Source organism: Novosphingobium organovorum (genome assembly GCF_022832435.1).
In the GTDB taxonomy this organism is placed as follows: Bacteria; Pseudomonadota; Alphaproteobacteria; order Sphingomonadales; family Sphingomonadaceae; genus Novosphingobium; species Novosphingobium organovorum.
This window is the reverse complement of the sequence record NZ_JALHLF010000002.1, coordinates 1-14,735: the sequence shown is the minus strand read 5'-3', so window position 1 is coordinate 14,735 and position 14,735 is coordinate 1. Positions and strand designations below refer to the sequence as shown.

Genomic DNA, 14,735 nt, shown 5'->3' with positions numbered 1-14,735 from the left:
CAGGTGCAGGACGCGCAAAAACGCCGTGAACCGGCCAACTACAAAGTGTCTCGGGCGCTTGGTGTCGCGATTGTCACGGGGGGATACGTTCCTGGCGCGCAGTTGCCCGGCGAATTTGAAATTGCCGAGCAAATGGGGGTTTCGCGCAGCGTCGTGCGCGAAGCCGTGCGCATGCTGGCGGCCAAGGGGCTTGTCGAAAGCCGCCCCAAGATCGGCACCCGCGTGCGCGAGCGACGCCATTGGTCGATGCTCGACCCCGACCTTCTGGAGTGGATGTTCGAGAGCGAGCCGAGCGAGAAATTCGTACGCGACCTGTTTGCCCTGCGCATGGTGGTCGAGCCTGCAGCGGCTGAGATGGCCGCGCAGATGCGCACCGCGCGCCACCTTTCGGAAATGGGTTATGCCTTGGAAAAAATGGCAGAATTTACGCTCCGTGTGGCTGAGGGGCAGCAGGCCGACGAGCGGTTTCACGCCGCCATTCTGGACGCGACGGGCAACGAACTGATCGCCAATCTTTCGGCTTCGATCTGCGCCGCAGTGCATTGGACGACGCATTTCAAGGTGCGTCGGTTCGGCAATCCGCGCGATTCGCTCGAGGAGCATCGGGCGTTGTTCGAGGCGATCGCCAACGCCGATGGTCCGGCTGCGCGTGAAGCGGCGGTGGTCCTGATCGAACACGCGCGGCGTGACACCGAGGTCGCTCTGGCAACCTTGCAGCCGGATCCATCCGAGAAGCGGGTGATCGTGGGTGCGAAAAAATACGAAGAATAATTTTTTTCTGAATAAGATTATGCCTGATTTACAGTCACCAAGCTTCGCTATTGTTGTGTTTTTGTGCGTTGTCTTGACGTCCGGCAACTCTCCGTTATTGTCGTACAAATAGATTCACAGCCGGGAATGCGGATGGGTAGCCCGTTCGCCGGACATGCGCAGAACGGCATCGTGCAGACCATTTTTGACCGGGGAAACCGGCGCGGCTGCGAGGGTGAGGGAGGTCACGGGAATGACCGGAATTGGCGTAAGGCACAGGCTTGGCCCCCGCGCTTGTGGACGGCGGGCTGCTCGCGATGGTGCGCTAACACATACGCTGACCCCCGATCTGGTGTATCCGGGCCCCGTATTCGAAGGCTGGGGGACGGCGCTGGCCTGGTTCGCGCATGTTACGGGTGGCTGGCCGCGAGCTGAGCGCGAGGCGCTGGCCGATCGGCTGTTCGGGCACGATGGACTGGCCTTTTCGATCGCGCGCTACAATATCGGCGGCGGCAACGCGCCGGGCATTGCGCCTTACTTGCGGGTCGGCGCGGATGTGCCGGGCGATCCGGAATCCTTCGATGGAATGGCCTCGCCGCTGGCCTTTGCCGAGCATGTCGTGGGCGACCTGCGTCGGCTCGAACCGTCGGCCTGGGTGTTCTGGCAGGCGGTCGAGACCGTGAGCGCGCGCGGCGGTGCGAAAGGATCGAACTGGGGGCTCATCAAGGCCGACCTGAGCGCCGGTGATGACGCTGCCCACGTCCTCCATCTGACCCGCAAGTACTGGGTCATGGCGCAGGTCAGCCGCTACATCGCGCCGGGGTATGCGCTGGTGCGGGTCGACGATCCCGATACGGTCGGTGCGCTTTCGCCCGATCAGCAGCGGCTGGTCCTGGTTCACGTCAACGCCGGGCCGGCGCTGCGCCGGATCGTCGTGCCCAGCGGCTGGCACGCGCAACGCGTGCTGACCGATGCCACGCATGGGGCTGCGTGCGTGGCGGGCCTGGAGGCGGCGCCGCGTTCGGTGGTGACGCTGATCCTGACGCGCAGGCCCGTAAAGGACGCGTGCGCATGGTGATCGCGGCGCGCCGTCTGGCGAGGGGCGTCGCTGCGCTGTCTCTCGGGTTCGGCCTTGCGCTGAGCGCGGGATGCGCTGGCATGCCAGGTTCGGTTCAGCGCGCCGGGGCTCTGGCGGGCTATCCCTTGCGCTTGCCCGCAATGCCGCTCCACGATCCGTGGATCGTCGCGGACAGGGCGGCGGGCCTGTACCATCTCTACACGACCAACTTGCCCGCGATGACGGGGGATTCGCGTCTGGGCATCATGGCCTACACCAGCCCGGATCTGGCCCACTGGGCCCGTCCCAGGGTGGTCTTCACGCTGCCTGAAGACAGCTGGGCGAACGATGGTGCCTGGGCGCCCGAAGTCCACCGCTGGAAGGGGCGATGGTATCTTTTTGCAACCTTCTACAACGACGCGGCGCCGCTGCCCGCGCATGATGGGCGCCATCCGGTCCGGCGGGCCACGCTGCTGGCAAGCGCGGAATCGCTCGATGGTCCCTTCGCGCTCGAGAACGATGGCGCACCGCTCGCCGATCCTGCGCGCATGACGCTTGACGGCACGCTCTATCGTGCGCCCGATGGCCGCCCCTGGCTCGTCTACGCGCACGAATGGGTGCAGGTGGGCGACGGGACGATCGAAGCGGTGCCGCTGGACGACACGCTGCGGCGTGCGGGGGACGCGATCACGCTGTTCCGAGCCTCCGATGCGCCGTGGGTGAAGCGCCCTGCGCGGGCGGACGAGGTTGCCAATTTCGTGACCGACGGGCCGGAACTCTTTCGCACCCGGACCGGGGCGTTGCTGATGCTGTGGTCGAGTTACGACGCGCAAGGCTACGTCCAGGCGCTGGCGCAGTCGGCCTCGGGCAAGCTCGAAGGGCCCTGGCGGCAACTTGAACCGCTGGTGCGCGCGGACAGTGGCCACGGAATGCTGTTCGAGCGCTTTGACGGGCAGCTGATGATGGTGCTTCACCGCCCGTTTCACAACGCGCGGGGCAAGCTTTACGAGATGCGCGACGAGGGGGATCGGCTGCGCGTGCTGCGTGAGGCGACCTGGCTCGACGGTGAAACGCACCCGACCCATCCCTGATCCGCGCCGGACCTCCCGCGTGAGAGCGGCGGGCATCCGGGCGCAAGCAGGACCCGCGACGCTAAGGCGGGGAGTGTGTGGAATTCTCGATTAAATGTCTGACATAAAATAGACCATACCTCTATAATTTGCCAATAAAGTTCAATGTAATGTAAAAATTTGCTTGTTGCTGGGAAATTCTAAGCATATTAAGTACGACAAATAAGCAAAAGTCTGTAACATTGGGAGAGCGACATGCAGCGATTTTCGTTGATGCTCGCGGCGGCACCGATCGCGTTGGCAGGGCTGGCGGCCCCGGCCTTCGCACAGGATCAGGATGGCGACGCGAAGGCACGGGCCACGGATGAAAGCTCCGCGCCTTCGGAGACGAAGGACACCGCCTCGCAAGACCTGACCCCGGAGGAAATCGAGAACCTGATCGTCGTTTCGGGTCTGCGCAAAAGCCTGGAAACCTCGCAGGCGATCAAGCGCGATTCCGATGCGATCGTCGATGCCATCGTCGCGCAGGACATCGGCAAGTTGCCCGATGACACCGCCGCCGAAAGCATCGCGCGCATCGCCGGGGTCCAGGTCACGCGGTACGGCGACGAGGCCAACGGGGTGCTCATTCGTGGCTTGCCCGACATTGCAACTTCGTACAACGGGCGCGAGATCTTCACCGCCGAACTGCGCCGTGTCCAGCTTCAGGATTTCCCGGCGCAGGCGCTCGCCGGGATCGAGGTCTACAAGTCGGGTACCGCCGACATCATCGAGCCGGGGCTTGCCGGGCTCGTCAACGTGCGCACGCGCCGCCCGTTCGATTTCAAGCGCATGGTGCTGGCCGGCGGGCTTCGTGGCACCTACAACGACCAGAGCCGCAAGTTCGACCCTTCGGGCAACATCCTCTTTTCCGATCGCTGGCAACTGGGCGACGGCGAGATCGGCATCCTGCTCAACGCGACCTTCGCGCAATCGACCTATTACAACGGCGTGCGCTACAACAACCAGTCGATCACCACGGTCAGCCCGGAATCGCAGGTGACTCCCGACGGGTTGGGCGAATTCGTGTTCCCCTACAGCGTGGGGTTGTACAACGCGGGCGGCACCCGGCGCCGTCCCTCGGGCAATTTCTCGGTGCAATGGGCGCCGACGAGCACGTTCGAGATGTACGTCGACGGCATCTTCCAGGGCTACCGCGGTCAGGGCTATGCGGACAATTTCAACATCGACCTGCGCGGCTATGGCGACACCATACCGCAGTACGATGACGTGGTTCTCCTCGAGGGGACAAACCAGGTAAAGAGCTTTACCAAGAGCGGGGGCTATCCGCCCGAGATCTACCGCTCGACGGGCAAGGATTCGACCAACACCTACCAGCTCGCCGTCGGTGCGAAGTGGGAAACCGGGCGGGCGACGATCTCGACCGATTTCGCCTGGACCACGAGCCGCTACACCGCACGCAACTGGAGCCTCGATTCCATCCTCGATGAAGCGCCCACGGTTCAGGTCGACTTCGACAAGGACGGCGGGGCCGCGTTCAGCCTGGTCGATTACGATATCCAGGACCCGAGCCACTACTACTGGCGCGGCTACTACGAGCGTCTCTACAAGGCGAGTGGTTCGGGTATCCAGTGGCGCACCGACATCGATCTCGACACCGGCTGGGATTTCCTGCCCAAGCTGGAGACGGGCTTTCGCCTGACCGATCGCGATGCCGCGCTGACGCAGGGTTCGCGGTATGGCTGGACGGTGCCGCTGGAGGTACCGCTGACCGACCTGCCGAGCGGCGCGCTGTCGCTGACCGCCGATCCGTTTCGAGGGGGCGCGCAAGGTTTCACGCAGTATCTCGCGCCCGCGCGGGGCAATATCGTCAACGCCCACGCGGCCCTGCGGCAATATACCTATGAGGCCTTGCAACAGCTCGTCGCGGCCAATCCGGACGACCAGGGCTACCTCGACGCGATGGAGGCGTTCTCGACCGAGCAGGTCACGCTCGACCCGGCCAATCGCTTCGATGCGACCGAGGCGAGCTACGCGGCCTATCTCCAGGGCAAGTACCGCTTCCACCTGGGGCTGGTCGACGTGGACGGGGTGATCGGGCTGCGCGCGGTGAACACCGCGGGGCGCTATTCCGGGACGTCGAACATCTGCGTTCCCAATGCGGATGACGATGACTGCACCGTCGTCAAGACGCCGCGTTCGACCAAGCAGAACTACATGGATTTTCTGCCCAACGCGAGCATGCGCATCAAGCTGACGCCCGAATTGCAGCTGCGGCTGGGCTACACCAAGACGCGCACGCGGCCGGACTTCTCGGCGCTCAACCCGGCGCTGTTCATCACCCAGAACCGGCTCGATCCGACCGCGCCGGTCGATCCCTCGCTGCCGGCCGAGCCCAACGCCTACGGTTCGGGAGGCAATCCCGATCTCAAGCCGCTCACCTCGACGAACTACGACGTCAGCCTTGAATATTACTTTTCCAAGACAGGCTTTGTCAGTGCGGCGGTGTTCTATCGCAAGCTCTTCGGCTTCATCAACAACTACACCCGTCGCATCGAGGACCCGGCCTACGGCCTGCTCGAGATCAGCCAGCCGCTGAACGCCGGACAGGGGCGAATCAAGGGTTTCGAGCTCAACGCGCAGACCTTCTTCGATTTCCTGCCCGCACCTTTCGACGGGCTGGGCGTGCAGGGCAACATGACCTACCTCGACGGCAAGAACCGCCTGCCGGTCTACGATGCGGATGCCGCAAGCTTCACCTACGACGGTCCCTTCGTGACCATTCCGAACGTGTCGAAGTGGACCTACAACGCGGCGATTTTTTTCGAGAAGTACGGTGTCACCTCGCGGCTTTCGTACAATCGGCGCTCGGACTGGGTGAACTATTATCGCCAGGATGCGGACAACGGCCAGTTTACCGGGGTAAGCACCCGCGCGCGCGACCGGCTGGACGTCTCGGTCAGCTACGATCTGAACAGCCGGTTCACGGTCACTGCGGACGTGAGCAATATCCTCGCGCACCCGTTCCGCAACTACAACCAGTACGCCTACGGGGCCTATTACCCGGTCGATGTGCGCGACGAGGGGCGCTACTTCGGCTTTGGCCTGCGCTTCAAGTTCGGCGAATAGCGCGTGGATGGATCTGGCGGAAGGGCCGGTAGGCTTGGGGCCGAAGGGACCTGGCCGGAAGGGGTGGGTTCACCACACCGTCCGCAAACGGGCGAAACCGGGCGTTCGAATTTGTCCACGCCGCCCAGGGTGCGGGCCGGGGCTAAACTCTTGGGGGCGGCGCAAGGAACGAACGTCCAGCGCGCTCGATCCGATGCCCTCTGATCGAGCGCTCTTACGTGCGTTTGAGAACACGCTCGCCCGCCGCCGGGGCAAGCCGCAGGGCATCGAGCAGCCCGGCCAGCGAGACGAGCGCGACGATCACGAAGGCGGCATGGAACGCGGCGACGGGCGGGGCGTCAAACAGCGCCTGTCCCGCCCGCCAGGCGAGCGCGCCCACCGCGATACCCAGCCCGATACCCAGTTGCATGACGGTCGAGAACAGGGTGTTGGCATCGTTCATGCCTTCCTGTTCGACATCGGCAAAGGCGATCGTGTTGAGCGCGGTGAACTGCATCGAGCGGGTCATACCGCTGACGAACAGGATCGCGGCGATCAGCCATGTGGGGCTCGTCTGCGCGATGAGTGCCAGGGCCGCGATACTCGCCGCGTTGAGCAGTCCGTTGCCAAGCAGCACCGTGCGAAAGCCCAGATGGTTCATGACCCCGGTGGTCAGCGGCTTCATCGTCAGGTTTCCGGCGAACACCGCCATCAGCATCAGCCCGGCGCGCGAGGCGCTCCAGCCCAGTGCGATCTGCAGCATGAGCGGAACCAGGAAGGGCACGGCGCTTACCCCGATACGAAACAGCGTGCCCCCCCAGATCGTCACCGCAAAGGTGGGATGGGCGAGGGCACCCAGGCCGAGCATCGGTGCGCGAACGCGCTGCATGTGCCGCCAGGCGAGCGCGATCAGCCCCCCTCCGACAAGCGTTGCCCCGGCCAGGGGCCAGATGTCGCTCGTCCCGCGGCCCAGCGCTTCGACGGCCATCATCACCGCCAGCAGGCCCGCCCCGCACAGCGCGAAACCGGTCCAGTCGAACGGTTCGCAGCCATCCTTGCCGCGGCTTTCGGGCACCAGCCGGAGCGAGAGCAGGAGCGCGACCAGTCCGAGCGGCAGATTGAGCAGGAAGATCCAGCGCCAGTCGGCGTGTTCGGCGATCCATCCGCCCACCGGCGGCCCGAGTACCGGCGCGATCAGCGCGGGCCAGGTCAGCGTGGCGATGGCGCGGACCAGATCGTCCTTGGGCGTGGCGCGCAGCACGACAAGGCGTCCGACCGGGACCATCATCGCCCCGCCGATCCCTTGCGCGATGCGCGCGGCGACGAAGGCGGGCAGGTTGGGGGCCAGCGCGCAGGCCAGCGAGGCGAGCGAGAACGCGGCTATGGCCAGCGCGAAGATCCGCCGCGCACCGAAGCGCTCGGCGATCCAGCCGCTGGCGGGAATGAAGATGGCGAGCGTCAGCATATAGGCGCTGATGCCCAGGTTCAGGTCGACCGGCGCGCGCGCGAAGCTACGGGCCATCATCGGCACCGCCGGGGTGATGACCGTCGCGTCGAGATTTTCCATGAAGAACGTCCCCGCGACCAGCAGCGAAAGCGCCACACTGGCTTTCGGATCGGTCGCGGGGGATGTGGGACTGGATACCATCAGGAAGCCTTCGTTGCGGCGCGCCCCGGCGGAGCGGATCGGGGGTGTGGCCGCAACCCTGTCACAGCGCCTTGCGCGCTCCAAGGCTCCTGCGCGCGTCGGCGACGTCGCCAGAGGTGATCGGCCTGGCCGCGTTGCCCCAGGAGTTGCGCACGTAAGTCAGCACGGCGGCGACGTCCGCATCGTCGAGCTTCCAGGCGTAGGAGGGCATCCCGGCTCCGGTGGGGTTGGCCTGCGTGCGCGCGGCGCGCGCGCCGTCGAGGACGACGTGGATCAGGCTGGCCGGATCGTCGGAGCGCACGGCCGAATTGTCGGCAAGATGGGTGGCCATGCCGGCGATGCCCTGACCGGTCGCGGTGTGGCAGGCGCTGCACGAGGCTTCGAAGATCACCTTGCCGCGCACCATCGCCGGATCGCTTGCGGCAAGCGGCTGCTGCGTGGCGGTGGTGTGGGCGGGAAGCGACTTGAGATAGCCCGCGATGGCCTGGCGTTCGGCATCGGTCATGCGCTGGGTCGATTCCTCGACCGCTTCGGCCATCGGTCCCGCCGCGACCGCATGGCGGTTCGAGCCGGTGCGCAGGTACGTGACGATGTCCTCCTGGCTCCACGCGGCAAGGCCGGTCGCGGGGCTGGCGGTCAGGTCGGGCGCGTGCCAGTTCTGCAGCGTGCCGCCCGCAAGATAAGTGCCGCTCTTGTCACCGCCGAGGACGTTCTTGCCGGTGTGGCAGGTGCCGCAGTGGCCCAGCACGTCGGTCAGGTAATGGCCCTGGTTCCACTGCGCCGACTTGGTGTTGTCCTGCACGAAGGGGCGGTTGTCGAAGAACAGCAGGTTCCAGCCCGACACCGCAAGGCGGATGTTGAACGGGAAGGGCAGGCTGGTTTCCTTGCCGCTGGCCTTGGCCGGTGCGATCGAGCGGAAATAGGCCCACAGGTCGTGCATGTCCCGATCGGTGATCTGGACATAGGCGGTATAGGGCATCGCCGGATAGAGCATGTGCTCGGGCGCCTGGCCGTGGCGCACCGCCTTGAAGAAGTCGCGCTCGGTCCAGTTGCCGATGCCGGTGTCGCGATCGGGAGTTATGTTGGTGGAGACGATGGTGCCGAACGGGGTCTGCAGTTCGTGGCCGCCCGCATAGGGCTTGCCGCCCGGTGCGGTGTGGCACGCCGCGCAGTCGCCCGCGACGGCAAGCTGGTGCCCGCGCGCGACGGCGGCGGGATCAAGCGGCGCGGCGTCGGCCGTCTTGACGGTGTTGTCGGCGGCATCGTCCGCGCTCGCATCGTTGGCGCGCACGGTCAGCGCGCCAACCACGGCGATGGCGGCCAGGGCAACGGCGCCTACGCCGATCTTGGTGCTGCGCTTCATGGGTCAGGCCTCCACCAGCGGGCCGCGCGTGTCGAGGTACTTCTCGATGATGCCGCGGGCACAATAGAGGGCGAGCGCACCCACCGTCGCCGTGGGGTTGTAGCCGCCGTTGTTGGGGAAGCTCGAGGCGCCCACCACGAAGACGTTGTGCACGTCCCAGGTCTGCCCGTAGCGGTTGAGCGCGCTGGTCGCCGGATCGGCGCCGATTACCGCGCCGCCGGTGGTGTGGGTGGAGCGCTGGTCGTAAGGAGTGTTGGCGCCTTCGGCCGAATTGAACGGCTCGATCCGGCTCGCGCCCGCCTTCTTGCCGATCTCGACCGCCTTATCCATGGTGTACTTGGCCATGCGGCGATCGTTCTCGTTGTAGTCGAACGTCACGCGCAGCAGCGGCTGGCCGTGGCGATCGGTGTAGGTCGGATCGAGGTCCGCGAACACGTCGCGATGCGCGAAGCTGGTGCCCTGGTTGAAGATCGTCGCCGAAGTCTGGTAGCTCTTGGCGTAGGCCTGTTTCCACTTCGCGCCCCAGCGCGGGGTGCCCTGCGGCACGCTGTCGGCCATGCCGATCGGGCGTCCGTTGGTGGAAAAGGCCATGATGCCCGCCCCGCCGACAAAGCCCAGGCCCGCATGGTCGAAGTTGTCGGCGTTGTAATCGTCGATCTGCACGCCCAGCGCGCCTGCGCCGATGAACGGGTTGAAGCGCTCGTCGTCGAAGAACAGGTTGGCGCCCGAAATCGTCTGGTAGGCATAGCCGCGTCCGACGACGCCGGTGCCGGTCTTGTGGTCGTAGGGCTTGCCGATCTTGGAGAGCAGCAGCAGGCGGATGTTGTCGATCTGGTAGGCGGTGAAGATCACGATGTCGGCCGGCTGTTCCCAGCGCTGGCCGTTGGCGTCGATGAAGACCACGCCCTTGGCGGTCTTGCCGTCCTCGGCCAGCGTGGCGTGGAGCACTTCGGCTTCGGCAAGGATCGTGAAATTGTCGCGGCCGGTCAGTGCCGGGAGCACGCAGGCTTGCGGGCTCGACTTCGACCAGTTGCCGCACCCGAACATCTCGCAGTACCCGCAGTAGGTGCAAGGGCCCATGCGCACGCCCAGCGGATTGGTCCATTCGGACGAGATGTTGCCCGCAGGGATCGTGAAGGGGTGATAGCCCATCGCGGTCGTCGTCTCGCGGAACATGCCCATCCAGCGCGTGTCCTTGAGCGCGGGCGTGGGGTATTCGGACGAGCGGCTGCCTTCGAAGGGGTTGCCGTGGGGCTTGATGGAGCCGTTGAGATGGCCCGCGGTCCCCGAAGTGCCCGCAATCTTCTCGAAGCGGTCGTAATAGGGTTCAAGCTCGTCGTAAGTGATGCCCCAGTCCTGCAACTGGAGGCCCGGCGTCGTCTCGGCCTGGCCGTAGCGCTGGCGCACCTTGCTGCCGACTTCGAAGTCCCACGGATTGAAACGCCAGGTCATGCCCGCCCAGTGCGTGCCCGCGCCGCCCACGTTCCAGCCGAACTGGAAGCAGTTCCATTCGCGCACGGGCAGGGCTTCCTGCTCGGAGTTGTTGCGGAAGGTGACGGTTTCCACGGCCTGGGGCTGCATCATGCCGCGCCGGGTGGCCCAGCGCAGTTCGTCCATGTCGATGGCCGGGGGAAAGTCGGTTGCGGTATCGCGCCACTTGCCGCGTTCGAGCGCCACCACGTTAAGCCCGGCGCGGGTCAGCTCCTCGGCGATCAGCGAGCCCGACCAGCCCAGGCCGACGATCACGACGTCGGCTTTTTCGCGTGTCTTGGTCCCGCTCATCAGCCGCGATCCATGAGGCTGATCGGCGCGAGGCCAAGGTCCGCGCCGGGACGATCGATCTCGGCGCGGTAATCGTAGCGCGCACCGGGGAAGCCGACCAGCTTCCAGCCGGTCATGCCCTTGTTGCCGCCGTAGAGCGGGTCGGCGAAATAGCCTTCGCGCACGTTCTGAAGCATCATTTCGAAAAAGGCCTTGCCATCGGGGCCGTGGCGGCCCGCTTCCATGTCCTGGAGGAAAGCGTCCTGCCGTTCGGGGGCGATCTGCGCGAAGCCCTTGCCTTCGCTCTTCGTGCAGCGCGTCTCGAGCGCCTTGAGCCCGCTGCGGTAGCGTTCGCGCGGGGTGAACGGGGACTGGTCGCCTTGTTCGGGCGTGCCCGGCTTGAAGGGGCCAGCCCGGTAGCGCGTCGCCGCCAGGCCCCAGGGGCCCGCGAGCTGGCGGTCGAGAAAGGCCACGCAGCCCGCATCGCTGGCGCCGAGCGCGGCGTCGTCGGCCGGGATCAGCCGGTCGAACACCGCGCTCACGAGCGCCTTTTCCGCATCGGTCAGGTAGCTGTCGGCGACCAGGGGCGGAAGGGCGTCCTGCGACAGGCGGGTGTCATGGCGCGTTTCGCTGTCGAGGAGCGCGGCTCCGGCTGCGGCCGCCACCGCTCCGGTCGGGGCAAGCGCCAGGAATTTTCGGCGTCCGAGCGCCGATTTCTCGTTCTTACGATTCATGCGCTGGGCTCCTAAGGCACCTTGCATTGACTTGGCTCACGAAACTTGCGCCATACATTGTTGCCAAAAGGGCAAGGATCACGGCGACGAAACCTGCGATTATACGCTCATGGTTGAACTTCCTTCTCTGACCCGGCGCACCGCGCTGGCTGGCCTCACTTTTTCCGCATCGGTCCTCCCCATGAACGCCTCGCTCGCTGCGCAGACGCCCTCCGGTCCCGGCCGCGCGCCGGCGGCAGGGCAGGCGGCCGATTTTCGCATCGCCACACGTTCGCCATCGCCTGTCAATGCAATTGCGGTGAATCCGGCAGGGACGCTGTTCCTGGGCCTGCCGCGTCTCTCCCAAGATGCCGCGACGCCTTCGGTCGTACGGGTGGAAGAGGATGGCACGCTGGCGCCGTTCCCCGGTGGCGCGTGGAACGCGTGGACGCCGGGGGCGAGCGGTGTCGATGCTTTCGTCATGGTCAACGCGCTCCACGTCTTCGACGATGGGACCTTGTGGGTGGTCGATCAGGGCACGGCCGACGGTCGGGAGCCCCAAGCCGGCGCGCAGAAGCTCATCCGGTTCGATCCGCGCACCGGAAGCCTTCTGAGCGTCCTGCGCTTTGCGGCGGACATCCTGCCGTCGGGCGCACGCCTGGGCGATCTGCGCATCCACGACCAGATGCTCTACGTGACCGATGCGGGCCTGGGCGCGATCATCGTCCACGATCTTGTTGCCAACCGGACCATCCGGCGCCTTTCGGGCCAGGGCGATGCGCTCGTGAAGGGCGCCCGGATCGAGCTTAGCGCGGATGGACTTTGGCTTTACGTCCTCGCGCCCGATGGCGCGGTGCGCCGTATCGCGACCGCCGCTTTGGCCAACCCACGGTTCGACGATGCCAGGCTCGTCAGCCTGATCGAGCCGATCGCCAGCGCGCCGGGGATCGGCGGTTCGGCGATGGACACGCAGGGCAACCTCTACCTGTGCGATCCCCAGGACCACGGCGTTGCGGTGCTGTTCGCCGATGGCAGCCGCCGCGATCTGGTGCGTGATGCGCGTCTCTCCCGGCCTGCCGGGTTGTTCATCGATGGAAAGCGCCGGTTGTACAGTGTGGCCTCGCCGATCGCGCCCAAGCCGAGCCATGGCGAGGGGGGAGACGCCGCGAAGGCGCCCTGTCTGGTGCTCGTGATGGACTTGCCCGAGGCGCTCGACGGGTACCCGCTGGGGGAGGCGGTGACCGGCCGTGCGCCGCAGACGGGGCTTTCGAATTTCTACGGGATCGAACATGTCGCGATGACCGTGCCCGATCATGACGAAGCGCTGCGTTTTCTCACCGAAGCCTTCGATGCGACGCTGCTCTACACCCACATAAAGAAGAGCGATCCGCCCGCCACGGCGGCGCAGGTCGGCCACATCAACGCGCTCAAGCCGGGCACCAAGATGCTGGCCGCGAGCCAGATCCGGTTCGCCAACGGCCCCAACATCGAGATCTTCGAGCTGGAAGGCTACGGCCGGCGCGAGGCCGCGGGGATCAACGACATGGGCCTCGTCCACTTCAGCGTGATCGTCGATGACATCGCCGAGGCCGGTGCGCGCTTCGAAAAGGCGGGCGGCATGATGCTGGGCAAGGGCGCTTTCGACCTGGGTTTCAACGAAGTGGGCGAAGGTAATCAGAACTGGTTCGGACAGACCCCCTGGGGCACCTGGGTCGAGTTCATGACGTTCCGTTCGCCGCTGCGCTACGATCCGGGCGCGGTGGCCGAACGCTGGTTCCCGCGCCGGGGCTGATCGCGCGGGCACTTCAGGAGGCGTAATGCGCCAGCATCACGGCCTCCTGGTATGATGTCCCGTCGGGTCGCACCGGACGTGTGCAGGGCAAGGCCGCAAGGTCGGGCCCGTGCGAACGTCGAGGCGGGAGGACGGGCCCGATCCGCATGCTCTCTCCTACCCGACCCGCGGATCGGGCCTGTCCGTTCGAAGGCGCCGCGCCCGCTTGTACGGCGCCTGCTGGCACCGTGTTCGCCTGAACTGGGCCAGCGTGTCAGTCGCGGACGCGAAACAGGTTGAGATCGCGGTTCCTGTGCGCGGCCGCGCGCAGTTCGCGTTCCATGAATTCGATGAAGGCGCCCACGCGGGTAGGCTGGTAGCCGCGCACGGGATAGACCACGCGCAAGGTTCGCGCACGCCCCCACCAGTCGGGCAGGACGCGCACCAGCCGTCCCGCGCGCAAATCGTCGATCACGTCCCAGCTCGACTTGAGCGCGATACCGCAGCCGTCAAGCGCGGCCAGATGCGGGATTTCGCCATCGGTGCTGCCCACCGTGCTGTGGACCCGCGCGTTCACCTCGTGCCGTCCCGAAGTCAGCACGAGCGCGTGCGGGGCCGGATCGCCGACCGAGAGGAACTGGTGGTGCTGCAGGTCGTCGGGGGTGAGCGGAGTGCCGTGGCGCGCGAGATAGGCGGGGGCGGCGCACAGGAATTCGTCGTCGGGCGCGATCGTGCGGGTGATGTAGGCGCTGTTGTCGAGCGGGGCCTGGCGAAAGGCGACGTCGATCTGCTGTTCGACAAGATCGATCGGCCGGTTGTTGGGCAGGATCTGGACCGCGATATTGGGATGCTCTTGGAGGAACGCGGCAAGCCGCGGGGCGATCTGGCGCTGGCTGAAGGCGACGGCGGCCGTAACGCGCACGGTGCCGCTACGGGTATGGCCAGGGCCGATCTCCTGCGCGGCGGCGACCGCATCGAGCACGTTGCGGCAATGCTCGAGGAAAATCGCGCCTTCCTCGGTGAAATGGAGCGTGCGCGTGGTGCGCTGGATCAGGCGCACGCCCAGCGTTTCCTCCAGACTGGTCAGCCGTTTGGAAATGGCGGTCAGCGACAGCCCCAGTTCGCGCGCGGCCGAGGACAGGTTGCCGGTCCGGTGAATCGCATCGACGATGCGGAAATAATCGATGCGGTCGATACGGTGCATGGGCTTCTCGAGCGGTGGGAGCGGAGCAGTGGGCAGCGTGCTGAGGAACGCGCGCAAGGCGCTTCGAACCCCTAGCATTCCTTCCGCTGGCAGGCGACAGCCGTCCCATCCACGAGGGACGGGGGGCTGTCAAAGGCTCGCTGCGGATCGGGCGATTTTCGGCCGGAAGCCGGGCTCGATCGCCGCGCGGCCGGGAAACGGCACGGGCGGCCAACGCCAATGGTGTCCGGCCGGCCACGGTGATGGCGTCGGCCGCCGGCTGCCGGGGCGCTCAGGCGCCCTGGCGCGCG

The 14,735-nt window shown here is 66.1% G+C and carries 10 protein-coding genes; 5 read left to right on the top strand and 5 right to left on the bottom strand.

Going from position 1 to position 14,735, the window contains the following annotated elements:
• The first annotated feature begins 3 nt into the window (after positions 1-3).
• From MTR62_RS21400 to MTR62_RS00895, 4 genes are all read left to right on the top strand, one after another.
• A complete protein-coding gene (locus MTR62_RS21400; RefSeq protein ID WP_244016397.1) occupies positions 4-771 on the top strand; it encodes a FadR/GntR family transcriptional regulator in 768 nt (255 codons plus the stop codon).
• A gap of 331 nt (positions 772-1,102) precedes the next feature.
• A complete protein-coding gene (locus MTR62_RS00905) occupies positions 1,103-1,828 on the top strand; it encodes a glycoside hydrolase (RefSeq protein WP_244016396.1) in 726 nt (241 codons plus the stop codon).
• Positions 1,829-1,908: 80 nt separating this feature from the next.
• The gene (locus MTR62_RS00900; protein WP_244016395.1) at positions 1,909-2,898 is read left to right on the top strand and encodes a glycoside hydrolase family 43 protein; all 990 of its coding nucleotides are present in this window, start codon (positions 1,909-1,911) and stop codon (positions 2,896-2,898) included.
• A 234-nt stretch (positions 2,899-3,132) separates the two neighbouring features.
• Positions 3,133-6,006 carry a TonB-dependent receptor gene (locus MTR62_RS00895; protein WP_244016394.1) on the top strand — a complete coding sequence of 958 codons (2,874 nt, stop codon included), beginning with the start codon at positions 3,133-3,135 and terminating at the stop codon, positions 6,004-6,006.
• Positions 6,007-6,220: 214 nt separating this feature from the next.
• On the opposite strand, the gene MTR62_RS00890 is transcribed toward MTR62_RS00895, so the two are convergent.
• The 4 genes from MTR62_RS00890 to MTR62_RS00875 all read right to left on the bottom strand — a co-directional run bounded on the left by MTR62_RS00890 (position 6,221) and on the right by MTR62_RS00875 (position 11,491).
• Positions 6,221-7,633, bottom strand: coding sequence for an MFS transporter (locus MTR62_RS00890; RefSeq protein WP_244016393.1), 1,413 nt, complete (start codon positions 7,631-7,633; stop codon positions 6,221-6,223).
• A gap of 61 nt (positions 7,634-7,694) precedes the next feature.
• On the bottom strand, positions 7,695-8,996 hold the full coding sequence (locus MTR62_RS00885; RefSeq protein ID WP_244016392.1) for a c-type cytochrome: 1,302 nt from the start codon (positions 8,994-8,996) through the stop codon (positions 7,695-7,697).
• A gap of 3 nt (positions 8,997-8,999) precedes the next feature.
• Complete coding sequence (locus MTR62_RS00880) at positions 9,000-10,778, bottom strand: GMC family oxidoreductase (RefSeq protein ID WP_244016391.1); 1,779 nt, start codon at positions 10,776-10,778, stop codon at positions 9,000-9,002.
• Complete coding sequence (locus tag MTR62_RS00875) at positions 10,778-11,491, bottom strand: gluconate 2-dehydrogenase subunit 3 family protein (protein WP_244016390.1); 714 nt, start codon at positions 11,489-11,491, stop codon at positions 10,778-10,780. Before MTR62_RS00875 ends, MTR62_RS00880 begins: the two co-directional genes overlap by 1 nt.
• A 109-nt stretch (positions 11,492-11,600) precedes the next feature.
• On the opposite strand from MTR62_RS00875, the gene MTR62_RS00870 reads away from it, so the two are divergent.
• Complete coding sequence (locus tag MTR62_RS00870; protein WP_244016389.1) at positions 11,601-13,262, top strand: L-dopachrome tautomerase-related protein; 1,662 nt, start codon at positions 11,601-11,603, stop codon at positions 13,260-13,262.
• 253 nt (positions 13,263-13,515) lie between these two features.
• On the opposite strand, the gene MTR62_RS00865 is transcribed toward MTR62_RS00870, so the two are convergent.
• Positions 13,516-14,445: a LysR family transcriptional regulator gene (locus MTR62_RS00865; protein ID WP_244016388.1), complete on the bottom strand. Its 930-nt coding sequence runs from the start codon at positions 14,443-14,445 to the stop codon at positions 13,516-13,518.
• Positions 14,446-14,735: the final 290 nt, after the last annotated feature.